Below are 15,105 nucleotides of genomic sequence, written 5' to 3'. Positions count from 1 at the left end.
CAAAAACACAGCACTCTGCAAACACGAAAGTGGACGTATAGGGTGTGACGCCTGCCCGGTGCTGGAAGGTTAATTGATGGGGTCAGCCGCAAGGCGAAGCTCTTGATCGAAGCCCCAGTAAACGGCGGCCGTAACTATAACGGTCCTAAGGTAGCGAAATTCCTTGTCGGGTAAGTTCCGACCTGCACGAATGGCGTAACGACAGCGGCGCTGTCTCCACCCGAGACTCAGTGAAATTGAAATCGCTGTGAAGATGCAGCGTTCCCGTGGCAAGACGGAAAGACCCCGTGAACCTTTACTATAGCTTTACACTGAACGTTGAGTTCGTCTGTGTAGGATAGGTGGGAGGCTATGAAACCATGGCGCTAGCTGTGGTGGAGCCAACCTTGAAATACCACCCTGTCGTGCTTGACGTTCTAACCTAGGTCCGTAATCCGGATCGGGGACCGTGTATGGTGGGTAGTTTGACTGGGGCGGTCTCCTCCTAAAGAGTAACGGAGGAGCACGAAGGTACGCTCAGCGCGGTCGGACATCGCGCACTGTGTGCAAAGGCATAAGCGTGCTTGACTGCAAGATCGACGGATCAAGCAGGTACGAAAGTAGGTCTTAGTGATCCGGTGGTTCTGTATGGAAGGGCCATCGCTCAACGGATAAAAGGTACTCCGGGGATAACAGGCTGATACCGCCCAAGAGTTCATATCGACGGCGGTGTTTGGCACCTCGATGTCGGCTCATCACATCCTGGGGCTGTAGTCGGTCCCAAGGGTATGGCTGTTCGCCATTTAAAGTGGTACGCGAGCTGGGTTCAGAACGTCGTGAGACAGTTCGGTCCCTATCTGCCATGGGCGTTGGAAGTTTGAGAGGGGCTGCTCCTAGTACGAGAGGACCGGAGTGGACGAACCTCTGGTGTTCCGGTTGTCACGCCAGTGGCATTGCCGGGTAGCTATGTTCGGAAGCGATAACCGCTGAAAGCATCTAAGCGGGAAGCGCGCCTCAAGATGAGACTTCCCGGGGCACAAGCCCCCTTAAGGAACCATGGAGACTACGTGGTTGATAGGTCAGGTGTGTAAGTGCAGCAATGCATTGAGCTAACTGATACTAATGATCCGTGCGGCTTGACCATATAACCTCAAGGTGCTTCCAAGCATCCCTTAGCACGACACACGTCGATAGCTATCCAAGCGCTCGCTACGTCACACCCTATGAGAGGCTGGCGCCCAATGCCGTCCTTCCCACACCGCACACACGTGCGCTGTTCGAAGACGCATCGCGGCGACACTCCAACCGTCTCCCTGGTGAAATTAGCGCTGTGGAACCACCCGATCCCATCCCGAACTCGGAAGTGAAACGCAGCTGCGCCGATGGTAGTGTGGCTCAAGCCATGCGAGAGTAGGTCATCGCCAGGGGCTTTACCCCAAATCCCCGTCCACCAGGACGGGGATTTTTTATTGCGCGCTGCCAAAAGCAAAAGCGCGCGCACCTCCGTCTTCTGTGCGCTCACCACGCGCGCAGCGACCCGCGCTCCTCCACGCCCAAGTGGCCTGCGGCCGGCAGCGATGCAGCGGGATGCGTGCTCTCGATCCTGGCTGCCGTGGTCTGCATCGTGCCGCTGTGACAGTCAGCCGATCAGCAAGGTACCGCTCAGCCACCAGGTGCTGTTCGCCCGTACCACTCGCAGCAGGCGGTTAGTACGAGTGGGCAAGCTGTTCCTGAAATTTTTCTCACGCTGCCGCGTAAAGTCTAACGCTTCATCAAGAATGGGGCAGATTCTTCGACGTTGCCTCCTGCGTCAGCGCGTCGTTCTGGACCGCACCCAGCAGCGAGTCGAGCAGGCCAGGGAAACGTGCATCCAGATCCTCGCGGCGCAGCGACAGCAAGTTCTCGCGCCCATACGGCCGCTGCCAGACGACACCGCTGTCGCGCAGCACGCGCCAGTGGTGGGTCAGGGTCGATTTGGGAATGCCTTGCAGCACGGCGCTGCATGGATGCTCCCCACCGCTGGCCAACACACGCACCACTGTCAGGCGCAGCGGATTGCCAAGCGCGGTCAGCACGTTCTCCAAGCGAATCTGGTCACGGTCGGGATGGTTGGGTGTCATCCGGCCAGTATATTCTATAATACGAGTACATACAAACAGTTTTCGCAGCATCTCGATCCGCGAAGCTATTGTTCGATTATCCTCGTACTGCTATGGTACGTATGTACCAGTACACAAGTCCATGACTGCCTGGAGAATCGTTCATGTCTTCCATCTCATCCGCCACCGGCGTCCACCGGTCCCTCGGCTGGAGTTTGGCCCTGCTGGCCTTCGCCCAGCTCATCTATTCGCTGGACATCAACATCGTGTTCGTGGCCCTGCCGGAGATCGGCGCGGGCCTTGGGTTTTCCGGGCAGACTCTGCAATGGGTGGTCAGCGCCTATACCGTGTTCTGCGGCGGCTTCCTGTTGTTAGGCGGACGCGCCGCCGACCTGCTGGGCCAGCGGCGCATGTTCATCTTCGCGCTGTGGCTGTATGCGCTGTCGTCGCTGGTGGGCGGACTGGCCTGGAGTCCAGCGGTGATCGTGATCGCTCGGGCGGTGCAAGGCATTGGCGCGGCACTGCTGTTCCCGTCCACCTTGTCGTTGATCAACCGGCTGTTCGAGGAAGGCCCACCGCGCAACCGCGCGTTGGCGATCTGGGGCGGCGCGGGCGCCAGCGGCCTGACCCTGGGTTCGCTCGCTGGTGGCGTGCTGACCAGCGCCTATGGCTGGCCGTCGGTGTTCTACGTCAATGTGCTGCTGGCGGGCATCGCCATCGTCGCGGCATTCTTCGTGATCCCCAAGGATACGCCGCGCACCGAGCGTCGTAGCTTCGACCTGTCGGGCGCGCTGACGGCGACGGCGGGTGCCACGCTGCTGGTGTATGCGCTGGTGCAGGGACCGGAAGATGGTTGGCGCGCCGCGCCCATTGTTGCGGCGCTGGTGCTGGCCGCCGTGTTCCTGCTGGTCTTCGCGCTGATCGAATCGCGCAGCCGCGATCCGCTGATGCCGGTGCGGCTGTTCGGCAATCGCAGCCTGATCGCCGGCATGGCGGTGACTTTCATCTACATGGGGACCTTCGGCGCGCTGCCGTACTTCCTGACGGTACTGTTCCAGAACGTGCAGAGCTACAGCGCCTTGCAGACCGGGCTGGCCTTCATCGTGCCGTCGGTGGCGATCTTCACTGGCACGCAACTCGGGGCCAGGCTGGCCAACCGGCTGCCGATGCGCAGCACCCTGGTCATTGGCTTCGTGGTCGGCATCGTGGGCACGCTGGCGTTGGCTCCGGCCGCCCTCCTCGGCGCTCCGTATGCCGCCATTGTGCCGGGGCTGGTGGTGTCGGGCGTTGGCCAGGGCATCGTCTGGACCGCGATGTGGATCGCGGCCGCGTCGGGTGTAGCGCACCACGAACAGGGCATCGCCTCGGGGATGGCCTCGACCACGCTCAATGTGGGCAATGCGATCGGCATCGCCGTACTGGTGGCGTTCGCCAACCGTGGCATCGGCGGTTTGCAGGGCAAGGCGCTGAGCGAAGGACTGGCGATCGGTTCGCAGCATGCCTTCTCCCTGGCAGCGGCGGGTTTGGCACTCGGTCTTCTGGTGTCACTGACCTTTCCGGGCAAGGCTCGCGCCAACACGCAGGCCGGGACAGCCTGACAGGCTGGAGTGGAGGATCAGCTTGGAGCTACGGCATCTGCACTGCTTTCTGGCCGTGGCAGAAGAACTCCACTTCACCCGTGCGGCGGAGCGACTGCATCTCCAGCGGTCGTCGCTGTCACGCACTGTCAAGGAACTGCAAGAATAACGGGGCGTCACGCCTTCACGTTCGTCTACCTTGCTGGCGCTATGCGGGCAGGAAGAGCCGGAAGTGGAAATTCGCCTGTTCGAGGTCCCGCTGTCGCAGCAGATCAAAAGGCTGCACGACGACCTCCACGACGTGGGCTTTGCTCGCGCCGATGCAGCCGGCGATGGCATCTATCCGCAGGTTTCGGCCTCGGCCTGACAGGCGCCGCGCATATCGGTAAGCGTCCGGTGACCCCCTGCAGACGCGGGAAGCGCGGGGCTGAGATTTCGGACGAGGCGCATCGATGCAAGACAAGCAGCGGGAGTGCGGCGCATGGGCGACCCGGACCTTGAGCGCCGAGCAGTTCGCCTGGCTATCTGCCGGGTGGACTGACAGCGGTTGTCCATTGGACCGATGTCACAGGCGCGGGTGTGTCGTCCATGGCATGGCGATGCCATGGATGTACCGTCGTAGCGCCACGCTCGCCAGCGGTCGCTACGCGATGCTCGACGACGGCATCGGGTTTTCACTGGTGCTGTGGAAGCCGGCGATCGAACTGTGGCTTGTGCGCAGCAGCTCACTGCAACGGTGCGCGGCGGCGGTGGGTCATGGGAGGTCGGGCGGCAACGTGGCCCGCAGCTTGAAGCGCGAGCCTGCCATCTGACTGGAGATCGTGAGTGAGAGGCTCAACGCATAATGTGCGTTCAATTGGACGTTGCAACTAATCCGTGAAGGTAGCTTTTAACGATCTTGCGACTTTCGCTCAGGCCGCGCAGTTTCTCGTCCAACTTCTCGACTTCCCGATGGAGCGCCGCCCGCACCTCACGACATGGCGCAAAGGTTGGCTGATCGCCCAGCATGCAAGGCAACAGCACCCGGATGGTTTCAATCTTCAGGCCTGCAGCACTCAATAGGCGAATACGCCGGGCTGTCTCAACTTCCGCTTCGCCATAATTGCGATAACCCGATTCAGTGCGTGCCGGTTGCAGCAGACCTTCCTGCTCGTAGTACCGCAGCATGCGCTCGCTGACGCCGGTTTGGCGCGCCAATTCTCCGATTTTCACGCTGAACTCCTATCATCTCTTGACCTTGACAGTGCTGTCAGAGTTTAGCCTTGAACCGTCTTTTACGAAAGCGAGGTTCAGGGTCATGGCTGTGGTCGAAATTGATCGTGCAAAAGTCTCTTATCAGGTCGATGGGCACGGGCCTGGGCTGGTGCTGGTACACGGCACCGGCGGGAACGGGGAAAGCAACTGGGGGCATCTGGTCGGGCGCTTCGCAACGAACTGGACAGTGGTGCGGCCCGACTATGCTGGTTCGGGAACAACCGTAGACGACGGCCAATCTTTGTCCGTGCCGGTACTGGCTGCACAGGTTGTCGGGGCCGCACGGGCAGCTGGCGCGGTGCCGTTCGATCTGGTGGGCTTCTCGTTGGGGGCGAGCGTGGCCACCTACATCGCCGCCGAATACCAGGACGATGTGCGTGCAGTGGTGCTGCTGGCGGGTTTTGCATCGGGAGCCGACAGCCGTATGCAACTGGAGTTTGGGTTGTGGCGCGACCTGATCCACACCGATCGCCGAGCGATGGCCAGACTGCTCTTGCTGACAGGCTTCAGTCCCGCTTTTCTGCAGAGACTCAGCGCGCAGCAGATGGAGGAGAACATCGACGCCATCGTCAGCGGCAACCAATGGGAGGGCATGGCGCGACAGGTGGCGCTAGACCTCTCGCTGGATGTGAGTGAACAAGTTGAACGCATCAACAAGCCCACGTTGGTCATCGGCTGCACCCAAGACCAGATGGTGCCGACGGCGCATGCCCGAGCACTGGCAGCAACGATTCCGGGCGCGCGATACGCCGAACTGGAAAGCGGTCATCTGGCAGCGTTGGAGCAGCCTGACGAATTCGTGCAACTGGTTGCCGATTTCCTCCGCGCGGGGAAACAGTGAATGCAGCGGCTCCTGCTCCTGGTGCTGGCTGCATTTATCGCACAGACCAGCGAATACCTGCCCATCGGTCTGTTGCCGCAGATTGCCGGGAACCTCAAGGTGGCGCCGGCGCAGGCCGGCTTCCTGGTGACTGGCTACGCGTGGATCGCGGCACTCACGGCCGTGCCTTTTACCTTGGCAACCCAGCGCCTACCTCGGCGTACCGTGTTTGTCGGATTGCTCGGCATCATTGCGTTGGCGAATGCCCTGACGACCTTCGCTAACAGCTACACCATGCTGGCGAGCTCGCGCGTGCTTGCCGCGCTGACGCATGGTGTGTTCTGGTCGATGATCGCGCCCTATGCGGTGCGTGTTGCACCGGAGATGCCTGCCGGCCGGGCTACGGCATGGGCACTAAGCGGCATCTCGCTGGCGCTGGTCGTCGGGGTGCCATGTTCAACCATGATCGGCCATTGGCTGGGGTGGCGGATGGCTTTTGCCACGTCTGCGGTTCTTGGCGGGCTGACCGGAGTGCTGTCCTTCAGATTGTTGCTGCCCGAGGGCAATTCCGCCTCATCCGCGGCGAAGCAGCGATTGCCCGGAAAATCGGCTGCGCTCTACACGGTGGCGATCGTCACTCTATTGATCGTTGCTTCGCACTTCACGGGATACACCTACGTGGTACCGATTTTGACTGGAATCGCATATATCCCAGAGGAACGACATGCGTTGTTTTTGCTGAGCTTTGGCCTGGCCGGTGCCGTGGGAACGTGGTTGGCCGGGCGACTCACCATCAATCCTGCCTCGCTGTCGCTTATAGCGGCCATTGGCGTCATCGCCAGCCAAGCGGCCATGCTGGTGTCGAGAAGGTCCGAAATAGGCATCTTGCTTGAAATGGCATGGTGGGGAGCATCCATCGCCATGCTGATCGTCGGTCTGCAAAGCTGGGTCATAGCGATCATGCCCGAACGAGCGGAAGCCGCATCGTCCCTCTACGTGGCAGCCTTCAATCTGGGGATTGGCGGCGGCGCGCTCGCGGGAGGTATTGCGCTCGCTCACGGGGGCATCGATGCGGTACTGAAGACGAGCAGCCTGCTGGGAAGTAGCGCGTTGTTGGGCTTCCTCATCTCACGGCGGCGGCGGACAAACTACCCGCCGTGCAAATCACCTTGACGAAGGGGTACAGGTCGTCCTGCGCATGATGGCGCTTGAGTTCTATCTATGCAGCCTCAACATCGACGCTGTTTCCTTGCGACGGCCGCAGAATCCTATCTTTTCGGGGAAACGAGAAACTGGACAGCGAGACCAGTGCGAGCACGATGATTTGCGACGACAGGTGTCCGGTCCGTCATGTGTCCCAAGCTGCTGCAGCCACTGGTTGGGCTGAAACTCCATGGACGCGCTGAGCCGGTGCGGAGCGGCAGCGCGGACTCGGTCCAGTCGGGGAGCACGCGCACCAGCTCGCCCCCAAACCCCACCCGGCTGCAGGTGCGTAGCGCATCAGCCGTTGTCGCTGCGCAGGTGCCGGCAACTTGCACGTTTTCGATCCCGCCGTCGCGGCCGCCATGCTTGAGCGCCCAGCGGTTCCGGCGCCGGCCCGCATAGGCGAACAGCAGGCCTTGGTGCCGGGGGCAACTCGCGCGGATGCGCGGGGATGCCCATGCGCCGCATGGCAGGCCGGCGCCACCACCTCGGCATAACCGAAGGGTGAAGTTGCGCCCGGACCTTTACCATTCCGAGTTTAATAGTAACAGCTCCTGACCTGATGCCTGATAATTGGCCGGCGCACGGAAGTCGCTAACGTATTGGGGTGTTGGTTTCAGAGTATTAAGTTTCAGCATGCGCAGATTCAGGGTCATCCCAAAGCGTCATTACTTCGGCGACTGCGCGTTCGAGTGCCGCTAGCGGGGTACGATCTCTCGCCTGTGTCGTAATTCCAAAGAGGAACGTGTCATATACGGCGGTCAGCGTTCCTACGTCTTTTGCGGGGGATAAATCGCCACATTGGCGAGCTCTGGCCAGGCAGTAGCGCATGCCGTTGCGGGTGCGGGCTCGTTCTTTGGCAAGCAGCGCCTGAATATGGCTATTTTCCGGCGAACAGGTATTCGCCGCCACCACCAATAAACATCCCTGGGGATGCTTGCGATCAGTCTGCATACGCGCTGAATTTCTCAATGCCTGCTCCAGCGCCTTTCGGGGGGGCATGGCATCATTCCAAAGCGGCCTAGTCACTTGGCCATAGCTGGCGACATAACGATCCACGACTTCTTTGAACAACGCTTCTTTGGAGTCGAACGCCGCATAGAAACTCGCGGCCGAGATGCCGCCGATACCTTCCCGTAATCGAGTCAGGCTAGTGGACTCATAGCCATGCTCCCAGAACAGCAGCATTGCTCTCTCAACGGCTTCGCTTCGGTCGAAGTTACGCGGGCGACCCATTTGCGCCATTGCAGCAATCCTCTCATTCATTGCACTTAATTCTATACTAGTCGATCCAGAAGTTGTTGACAAGCCCTGCATGCCTGTGCATAGTTATGGAATGATCGATCTATAAATTAAGGCGACCCACCGTGTCCGGCCTTTGAACCGACCACCGCCTTCGGAGGAATGCGCAATGCCTAGTCGCGACGACCCGTCAACGCTCGCTTTTAGCCAGCAAGCGGCAAATGAACACAGAATGGTGAAGCATCCCATGGTTGCCTTGGTCATCCTGTTCGCCATCACTTTCAGCTTCATCATGACGGAGCTGATGCCGATGGGCGTGCTGCAATTAATGGGCAATGACTTGCAGCAAAGCGAAGCCCGGATTGGGTTTCTCGTTTCGATCTTCGCCTTTGCAGTCGTTCTGACCTCCGCGCCGTTGGCGGGGTACACCGCCCGGCTGCCCCGCCGTCCGTTGCTGTTGACGTTGACGACGATTCTCTCGCTGGGCAATCTGATCGTGGCGTTCAGCCAAAGCTATCAGCTCGACATGGTGGTGCGGTTCCTGATCGGCATTGCGAATGGTGTCTTCTGGGGCATGATCGGCTCGCTGGCGACTCGGTTGGTACCGGCGGAGCAACGCGGCAGGGCTCTGTCAATGGTCTTTGCCGGCAACACGGCCGCCTTGACCCTCGGTATTCCGTTGAGTGCAGCAGCGGCCTTGCTGATCGGCTGGCAGGCGACCTTCGCCACCCTGGGCGTATTGGGAATAGTGCTGTCGCTGCTCGGCTGGCGAATTCTTCCCAAGCTGCCTGGTACGTTGGCTGCGGCGCATGTCCCATTGGCACAGGTATTGCGGACCCCCGGTGTGACGGCCATCGCGTTGGCGACCTTTCTCACCTTCACCGCGCATTTCGCACTTTATACCTATGCGACGCCCTATCTACGCGAGGCGGGCATTCCCGTTGCCTTCATTGCGCCGGTGCTGTTCTCATTCGGCATCGTTGGCATCGCCGGGGTTTGGCTAACCGGCATTGCCATCGATCGCCGGCCACGCGCCGCAACGCTGGCAGTCCTCTGGCTGCTGCTGACGGCATTGGTGGTGCTGGCCTTCACCGCCCGGCAATCGGTCCCGCTCTTAACCACCATCGTAGCGGTGGCATGGGGGTTCGCCTATTCGGCTATGCCAATGCTATTCCAGTCGGCAATGCTCCGGGCCGCCCCACGCTCGCCTGATCCGGCCTCAGCCATCTTGTTCACGTCGGTCAACGTGGCGATTACGGCGGGCTCTTTCCTGGGCGGAAAGATGCTGGATGCCATCGGGGTTGCGTGGATTCCGCTGCTTGCGTGTGCGTGCGTCGTCGGTGCGATCGGCACCGTCTCCGCTGCGCGGCGTCATGCCTTCCCTGTGGATCACCAGGCGCGAACGGAGGCGGCACGGCCATGATCGCCTCGTTGAGGATAGATTTTGTTTCTGACATTTCCTGTACCTGGTGCGCCATTGCTTTGCGGACATTGGAGCGGGCGCTTGAGCAAGCCAATGTGACGAAAGTCAACGACATGCGCTTCCATCCGTTCGAGTTGAACCCGCAGATGCCGCCGGGTGGACAGAACTTGATGGAGCACATGGGACAAAAATACGGATTGAACCCGAAGCGCGTACGACAGCATTTCGATTTGACGAAAAAGCTTGGCGATCAAGTTGGGTTCACCTTCAAATTGGATGAACACAGCCGCATTTATAACACCTTTGACGCCCATCGCCTGTTGCATTGGGCGGGACTGCAAGGCCAACAGCAAGCTCTGAAAAAAGCCTTATTCCATGCGTATTTCAGCGAAGCCCGCGCTCCTGACGACCAAGAATTGTTAATGGATCTGGCTACCGCCGTGGGGCTTGATGAAGTGGAGGCGCGGCGCATTTTGGCAACCGACGCCTATGCCGAGGAAACTCGGCAGGCAGAACAGTTCTGGCAGCGTCAGGGGCTGCCGGGGGGTACCGGCGATCGTTTTCAACGACCGCCATACCATCAGCGGTGCACAGGCGCAGGAGGTCTTTGAGGACGGAATACGCCAGGCCTTAGCGCCCGCGCAGAATACTTGATGCCCCTACCTGGACGAGCGACGTCTTCCGGAACCCATCCAGGAACACCATCATGGAAATCATCACATGAGCCAACTATTCGCCAGTTACGACTTGCCTGGCCGCACGTTACGCAACCGTATCGTGATGGCACCCATGACCCGTTCGAGGAGCGAGGGCTTTGTAGCGAACATGCTCAATGCGCGCTACTACCAACAGCGTGCCAGTGCGGGCCTCATCATTACCGAGGGCACGCCCGTTTCTCCACAGGGACAAGGCTATGCCGCCGTTCCGGCACTCTATTCCGATGCGCAGATCGCAGGTTGGAATCTTGTGACGGATGCCGTGCATGAGGCGAGCGGTAGCATCTTCGCCCAGCTTTGGCATGTCGGGCGGATGTCGCATGCCTCGCTTCAACCTGGTGGCGGCGCGCCGGTGGGGCCGAGCGATCAATCGGTGGAGCGCATCCCGGGCAACCGTGTCTTCATCGACTTTCCTGACGGCGGCCGTGGGCCGGCCGATCCGACCCCTCCACGTGCACTGTCCAGCGACGAGATTCCCGCCATCGAGACGGATTTCGTCAGCGCGGCCTACAACGCCATCAACGCGGGCTTTGACGGTGTCGAAATCCATGCCGCCAATGGCTACCTGCTGGAGCAGTTTCTCAATGCTGATCTCAACGGCCACGAGGATCGCTATGGAGGGACGATAGAAAACCGCGCTCGCCTCATCCTGGAAACGGTGGACAATGTGGCTGCCGGGATTGGCGCGGAGAAGGTCGGCATTCGTCTATCACCCAGGAGCCAGTTGTTCGTGCCGGATTACCAGGACAACGAGGCGACCTATCTCTACCTGGCGGCCGAATTGGGCAAACGTGGCTTGGCTTACGTTCATCTGGTAGACAACCGGGTGCGGGGCGAATCCGTACTCGGCGTCAGCTTTCTCAAGCAGTTCAAGGCCGCATATCGCGGTACGGTGATTCTCGCTGGCGGCCTGACCCGTGAAAGCGCGATCCGACTAATCGATGCAGGTTTGATCGATCTGGCCGCTTTCGGCCAGCCATTCATCGCCAATCCCGATTTAGTCGATCGGTTCCAGCGCGATCTGCCTCCGGCCACGCCTGATCCGGCGACCTATTACGATGGCGGCGAACAGGGCTATACGGATTATCCCGTCTATGCCGTTCCATTGGATTAGCCGGCCAAGCGTCAGGAGAACTGGGTGTGAACATATTGAGTGACACTCCAGGCCGAAAGAAGATCGGCGATACATCAGCAGGGCGCTGCGCCGTCGGTACTCGTGCGATGCACCGGGTGCGGAAGCCGGATTCCTGAAGGTGACCCAGGCCGTCCATGCCGATGGCGGCTCGATCTTCGTGCAATTGTTTCACCTGGACGAGGTGCGGCTGCATGGCCACGCCATCCGCCTCTCGATGGACGGCAAGGGCTGCTGGCGCGACAACGCGTTCATCGGACGGGTGTGGCGCTGGATCAAGTGCGTGGAGGTCTACCTGCACGCCGACGCGACCGTGAGCATTGCCCGCGGATGCAGGCGGGCATCGCGGCCATCCATCGGCATGCGCTGAGGCGCCGTGGCGCGTGATGCCATCGCTTCCCGGCAACGCGCAGCGGTCATGCAGCTCCCGTATCCTGGCCCGCCTCTGCCGTCCATGGAGAAACCGAATGTCGCTGCGCACCGTGTTCTTGCTTGCCTGCCTGTTACTCGGCGCGGCGCCGTTGGCGCAGGCGCAGCAGCATTGCCTGCCCTATGGCCCGATCAAGGTCACGCTGTCCGGCAAGCTGGAGCGGCACGCGAGGGCGGCGCCGGCCGGCGCCGTTGCGGCGGTCGAAGGCGCCAGTGAGGTGCTGCTGCTGCCGACGCCGGTGTGCGTGGCGGCGTCGCCTGCCGCACAGGCGCCGCGTCATGAGGAGATGCGCCGCCTACGCCTGGCGCTGAGCAAGGAGCAGGCGGCGCACCTGGAAGAAGAAGGCGCCGGGCAGATCGTGCGGGTCACCGGCATGCTGTCCGAGGTGGCAGGGGGCGAGGGTTCCCCCGGCCTGCTGTTGACGGTGGTCGGTATCGATAGCGACTGACGCGGCGCTGCACGCGCCGAGGCCGCAAGCACAAGCGCACCCGCAGGCGCACATCGAGCGTCCAGTGCATGCCATCACGCGCATGCCGGCGATGCCACGGGCTTGCAACACGGATGACATATCGTGCCGCGCTACGCCATCATCTGGCGCGCCGTCGCGGGCTGCTGCGCAAGCCGAACGGAATCGTCATCCCGCGCCCAAAGGAATCGCCATGTTGCTGCATCCCCATCTTTCCGCGTGCCGCCCGGCCGCGCGTTCGTCGCGCCTGCCTGGCGCCCCGGTCCGTCACCGGCTGGCGCAGGCCTGCGTCGGGCTGTTGCTCGCATCGATCGCGACCGCGGCCGTCGCGCAGGATGCTGCGCCGACGCTGGCCGCTATCGCACCACAGGCCGCACGCAGCGCCGCCACTGGCGATGCGGCGACCTCGCTGGACACCATCACCGTCACCGCCGAGCACCGCGAGCAGAACCTGCAGGACGTGCCGGTGTCGGTGGGCGTGGTGCAGGGCGATGCGATGCGCAACTACACCGCCGGCGGCGACGACACGCTGCTGGCGCTGTCCGGCCGCGTGCCCAGCTTCTATGCCGAGACCACCACCGGGCGCATCTTCCCGCGCTTCTACATCCGCGGCCTGGGCAATATCGATTTCTATCTCGGCGCCTCGCAGCCGGTGTCGATCATCCAGGACGACGTGGTGCTGGAGCACGTGGTGCTGAAGTCCAATCCGGTCTACGACCTGGACCAGGTGGAAGTGCTGCGCGGCCCGCAGGGCTCGCTGTTCGGCCGTAACACCACTGCTGGCATCGTCAAGTTCGACAGCATCAAGCCCAGCGCCGACTACAGCGGCCGGCTCAGCGCCAGCTACGGCAGCTATGGCACCACCTCGCTCGACGGCGGTTTTGGCGGGCCGATCAACGACGTGCTGTCGTTCCGCGTGTCGGCGCTGTACCAGCACCGCGACGATTGGGTGGACAACACCTACAGCGGCCCCAGCGCCGATGGCACGGCGACGCCGAAGAAGGGCGCGATGGGTGGCTACGACGACCGCAACGCGCGCCTGCAGCTGCTGCTCAAGCCGAGCGAGACCTTCTCGCTGCTGGCCTCGGCGCATACCCGCGACTACGACGGCACCTCCACGCTGTTCCTGCGCAATGCGATCACCAAGGGCTCGGACAAGGTCGACGTGCCGCGCGACCGGGTCGCCTACGACGAGGCGCACGACAACCCGCAGGCGTACAAGACCCATGGCGGCTCGCTCAAGGCGGTGTACGACTTCGGCGGCGTGTCGCTGACCTCGATCAGCGCCTACGAGACCACCTCCGGCGACAGCCGCGGCGATACCGACGGCGGCGCGGCGGCGAACTATCCGGTCAACGGCGTGGCCAACGGCTACGGCCAGTCGATGGGCCAGGTGCGCGACCTGGACCAGTACACGCAGGAGCTGCGCCTGGCCAGCGAAGGCGACGCGGCGCTGCAGTGGCAGGCCGGCGCGTTCTACTTCGACGGCAAGGACACCACCGATTTCTACCAGCGCGCCTACTTCCTGCAGACCGCCGCGCGCAACCCGAACAACTGGGTGCGCCTGCGCAACAGCAACACCTCGTGGGCCGGTTTCGGCCAGCTGACCTACAAGGCCACCGACGCGCTGACCCTGACCGCCGGCGTGCGCCAGACCCGCGACAGCAAGGAAACCAAGCTGCTCAAGACCGCCGACACCGCGGCCGGTGTGGTCACCTACCGCGGCCGCCGCGACGTGCGCATGGCCGATACGCAGCCGAGCTGGGACGTCAGCGCGATGTACGCGATCGACGACAACGTCAGCGTGTATGCGAAGGTCGCCCGCGGCTTCCGCGGCCCGACCATCCAGGGCCGCTCGGCGGTGTTCAACTCCGACTTCACCACCGCCGATTCGGAGACGATCCTGTCGTGGGAAGCGGGCATCAAGAGCAGCCTGTTCGACAACCGGCTGCGCCTGAACGTCACCGGCTTCACCTACACGGTCGACGACATCCAGCTCAACGGCAACGACTCCAACGGCAACGGCGTGCTGTTCAATGCGGACAAGGCCAAGGCCTACGGCCTGGAAGCGGACCTGGACTGGCGCCCGATCCCGAACCTGTCGTTGAGCGCCGGCCTGAGCCTGCTGCACAGCGAGATCCAGGACAAGCGCGTGTACGCGCAGGTGTGCGCGCTGAACGGCGTGGTGGTGTGCACGGTGGAAGACCCGACGATCAAGGTCGGCGCCAACACCTTCGCCCAGATCGACGGCAATCCGCTGCCGAACGCGCCCACCTACAACGTCAACCTGGCCGCGCGCTACGACATCCCGGTCGCCAACGGCGCCGCGTTCTTCGTCGCCGCCGACTGGAACAAGCAGGGCAAGACCAGCTTCGTGCTGTACGACTCGGTGGAGTTCAATTCCAAGGGCAGCTTCGAAGGCGGGCTGAAGCTGGGCTACAGCGGCGACTACGGCGCGTGGGAGGTGGCGGCGTTCGCGCGCAACATCACCAACGAGAAGAACCTCAAGGGCGTGATCGAGAACTACATGGCGGCGGTGTACAACGAACCGCGCATCGTCGGCGTATCGGTGGATCTGCACTGGCATTGATCGCCTCGCGCTGAGCTTCCGCCCTAGGCGGCTGTCAGCCGCGCGATCCCACAACAGCTGGTTGCGGCCAGGATCTGCCGCCGCCTGCCACCCCGCAATTCCCATAGCCGCCATCTTCACGCTCTGCTACAGTCCGCGCCCAGCACTGCCGGGTCCGGCAGCCAGGCATAGCCG

General features: G+C 62.1%; 14 protein-coding genes, 2 rRNA genes and 1 pseudogene (1 of these 17 only partly in view). 14 read left to right on the top strand and 3 right to left on the bottom strand.

Features of this window, described 5'->3' with window-relative positions:
- Positions 1–1,123, top strand: a 23S ribosomal RNA gene (locus FZ025_RS08115); it begins 1,757 nt to the left of the window's first position.
- A gap of 168 nt (positions 1,124–1,291) precedes the next feature.
- A 5S ribosomal RNA gene (gene rrf, locus FZ025_RS08110) occupies positions 1,292–1,406 on the top strand.
- A 345-nt stretch (positions 1,407–1,751) separates the two neighbouring features.
- On the opposite strand, the gene FZ025_RS08105 is transcribed toward rrf, so the two are convergent.
- Positions 1,752–2,099: an ArsR/SmtB family transcription factor gene (locus FZ025_RS08105; RefSeq protein ID WP_046980724.1), complete on the bottom strand. Its 348-nt coding sequence runs from the start codon at positions 2,097–2,099 to the stop codon at positions 1,752–1,754.
- Between the two features lie 143 nt (positions 2,100–2,242).
- On the opposite strand from FZ025_RS08105, the gene FZ025_RS08100 reads away from it, so the two are divergent.
- The 4 genes and pseudogenes from FZ025_RS08100 (at position 2,243) to FZ025_RS08090 (ending at position 4,467) form a co-directional block, all read left to right on the top strand.
- Complete coding sequence (locus FZ025_RS08100) at positions 2,243–3,676, top strand: MFS transporter (RefSeq protein WP_046980725.1); 1,434 nt, start codon at positions 2,243–2,245, stop codon at positions 3,674–3,676.
- A 22-nt stretch (positions 3,677–3,698) separates the two neighbouring features.
- Positions 3,699–3,774: pseudogene (locus FZ025_RS22875) on the top strand (LysR family transcriptional regulator); the annotation flags it as partial.
- Positions 3,775–3,887: 113 nt separating this feature from the next.
- Positions 3,888–4,022, top strand: coding sequence for a hypothetical protein (locus tag FZ025_RS22870; protein ID WP_386268400.1), 135 nt, complete (start codon positions 3,888–3,890; stop codon positions 4,020–4,022).
- A gap of 85 nt (positions 4,023–4,107) precedes the next feature.
- Complete coding sequence (locus FZ025_RS08090) at positions 4,108–4,467, top strand: DUF3363 domain-containing protein (RefSeq protein ID WP_244292490.1); 360 nt, start codon at positions 4,108–4,110, stop codon at positions 4,465–4,467.
- A 40-nt stretch (positions 4,468–4,507) separates the two neighbouring features.
- Here the strand turns inward: FZ025_RS08090 and FZ025_RS08085 are convergent, their stop codons facing one another.
- A complete protein-coding gene (locus FZ025_RS08085) occupies positions 4,508–4,867 on the bottom strand; it encodes a MerR family transcriptional regulator (RefSeq protein ID WP_104558393.1) in 360 nt (119 codons plus the stop codon).
- An 85-nt stretch (positions 4,868–4,952) separates the two neighbouring features.
- Between FZ025_RS08085 and FZ025_RS08080 the strand changes: the two genes are divergently transcribed.
- Both FZ025_RS08080 and FZ025_RS08075 read left to right on the top strand, forming a co-directional pair.
- Positions 4,953–5,750, top strand: coding sequence for an alpha/beta fold hydrolase (locus tag FZ025_RS08080; RefSeq protein WP_046980727.1), 798 nt, complete (start codon positions 4,953–4,955; stop codon positions 5,748–5,750).
- The gene (locus tag FZ025_RS08075) at positions 5,751–6,902 is read left to right on the top strand and encodes an MFS transporter (protein WP_046980728.1); all 1,152 of its coding nucleotides are present in this window, start codon (positions 5,751–5,753) and stop codon (positions 6,900–6,902) included. It abuts the gene before it with no gap.
- A 654-nt stretch (positions 6,903–7,556) separates the two neighbouring features.
- On the opposite strand, the gene FZ025_RS08070 is transcribed toward FZ025_RS08075, so the two are convergent.
- Positions 7,557–8,120: a TetR/AcrR family transcriptional regulator gene (locus FZ025_RS08070; protein ID WP_244292489.1), complete on the bottom strand. Its 564-nt coding sequence runs from the start codon at positions 8,118–8,120 to the stop codon at positions 7,557–7,559.
- Between the two features lie 223 nt (positions 8,121–8,343).
- Here FZ025_RS08070 and FZ025_RS08065 point away from each other — a divergent pair, with 223 nt between their 5' ends.
- The 6 genes from FZ025_RS08065 (at position 8,344) to FZ025_RS08040 (ending at position 14,931) form a co-directional block, all read left to right on the top strand.
- Positions 8,344–9,597 carry an MFS transporter gene (locus FZ025_RS08065; RefSeq protein WP_104558395.1) on the top strand — a complete coding sequence of 418 codons (1,254 nt, stop codon included), beginning with the start codon at positions 8,344–8,346 and terminating at the stop codon, positions 9,595–9,597.
- Positions 9,594–10,208: a DsbA family oxidoreductase gene (locus FZ025_RS08060; protein ID WP_244292488.1), complete on the top strand. Its 615-nt coding sequence runs from the start codon at positions 9,594–9,596 to the stop codon at positions 10,206–10,208. The genes FZ025_RS08065 and FZ025_RS08060 overlap by 4 nt, the downstream gene beginning before the upstream one ends.
- A 109-nt stretch (positions 10,209–10,317) precedes the next feature.
- Entirely contained in the window at positions 10,318–11,427 is a 1,110-nt protein-coding gene (locus tag FZ025_RS08055; protein ID WP_046980730.1) for an alkene reductase, read from the top strand.
- Between the two features lie 139 nt (positions 11,428–11,566).
- A complete protein-coding gene (locus tag FZ025_RS22865; protein ID WP_053057336.1) occupies positions 11,567–11,815 on the top strand; it encodes a hypothetical protein in 249 nt (82 codons plus the stop codon).
- 97 nt (positions 11,816–11,912) lie between these two features.
- The gene (locus tag FZ025_RS08045; protein ID WP_046980731.1) at positions 11,913–12,323 is read left to right on the top strand and encodes a hypothetical protein; all 411 of its coding nucleotides are present in this window, start codon (positions 11,913–11,915) and stop codon (positions 12,321–12,323) included.
- A 211-nt stretch (positions 12,324–12,534) separates the two neighbouring features.
- Positions 12,535–14,931, top strand: a complete 2,397-nt coding sequence (locus FZ025_RS08040) for a TonB-dependent receptor (protein ID WP_046980732.1) — start codon at positions 12,535–12,537, stop codon at positions 14,929–14,931.
- The last annotated feature ends 174 nt before the right edge of the window (positions 14,932–15,105 follow it).

It is taken from the genome of Xanthomonas hyacinthi, assembly GCF_009769165.1.
Classification (GTDB): domain Bacteria; phylum Pseudomonadota; class Gammaproteobacteria; order Xanthomonadales; family Xanthomonadaceae; genus Xanthomonas_A; species Xanthomonas_A hyacinthi.
The sequence above is the reverse complement of the archived record's forward strand: the minus strand, read 5'-3'. Positions and strand labels throughout refer to the sequence as shown.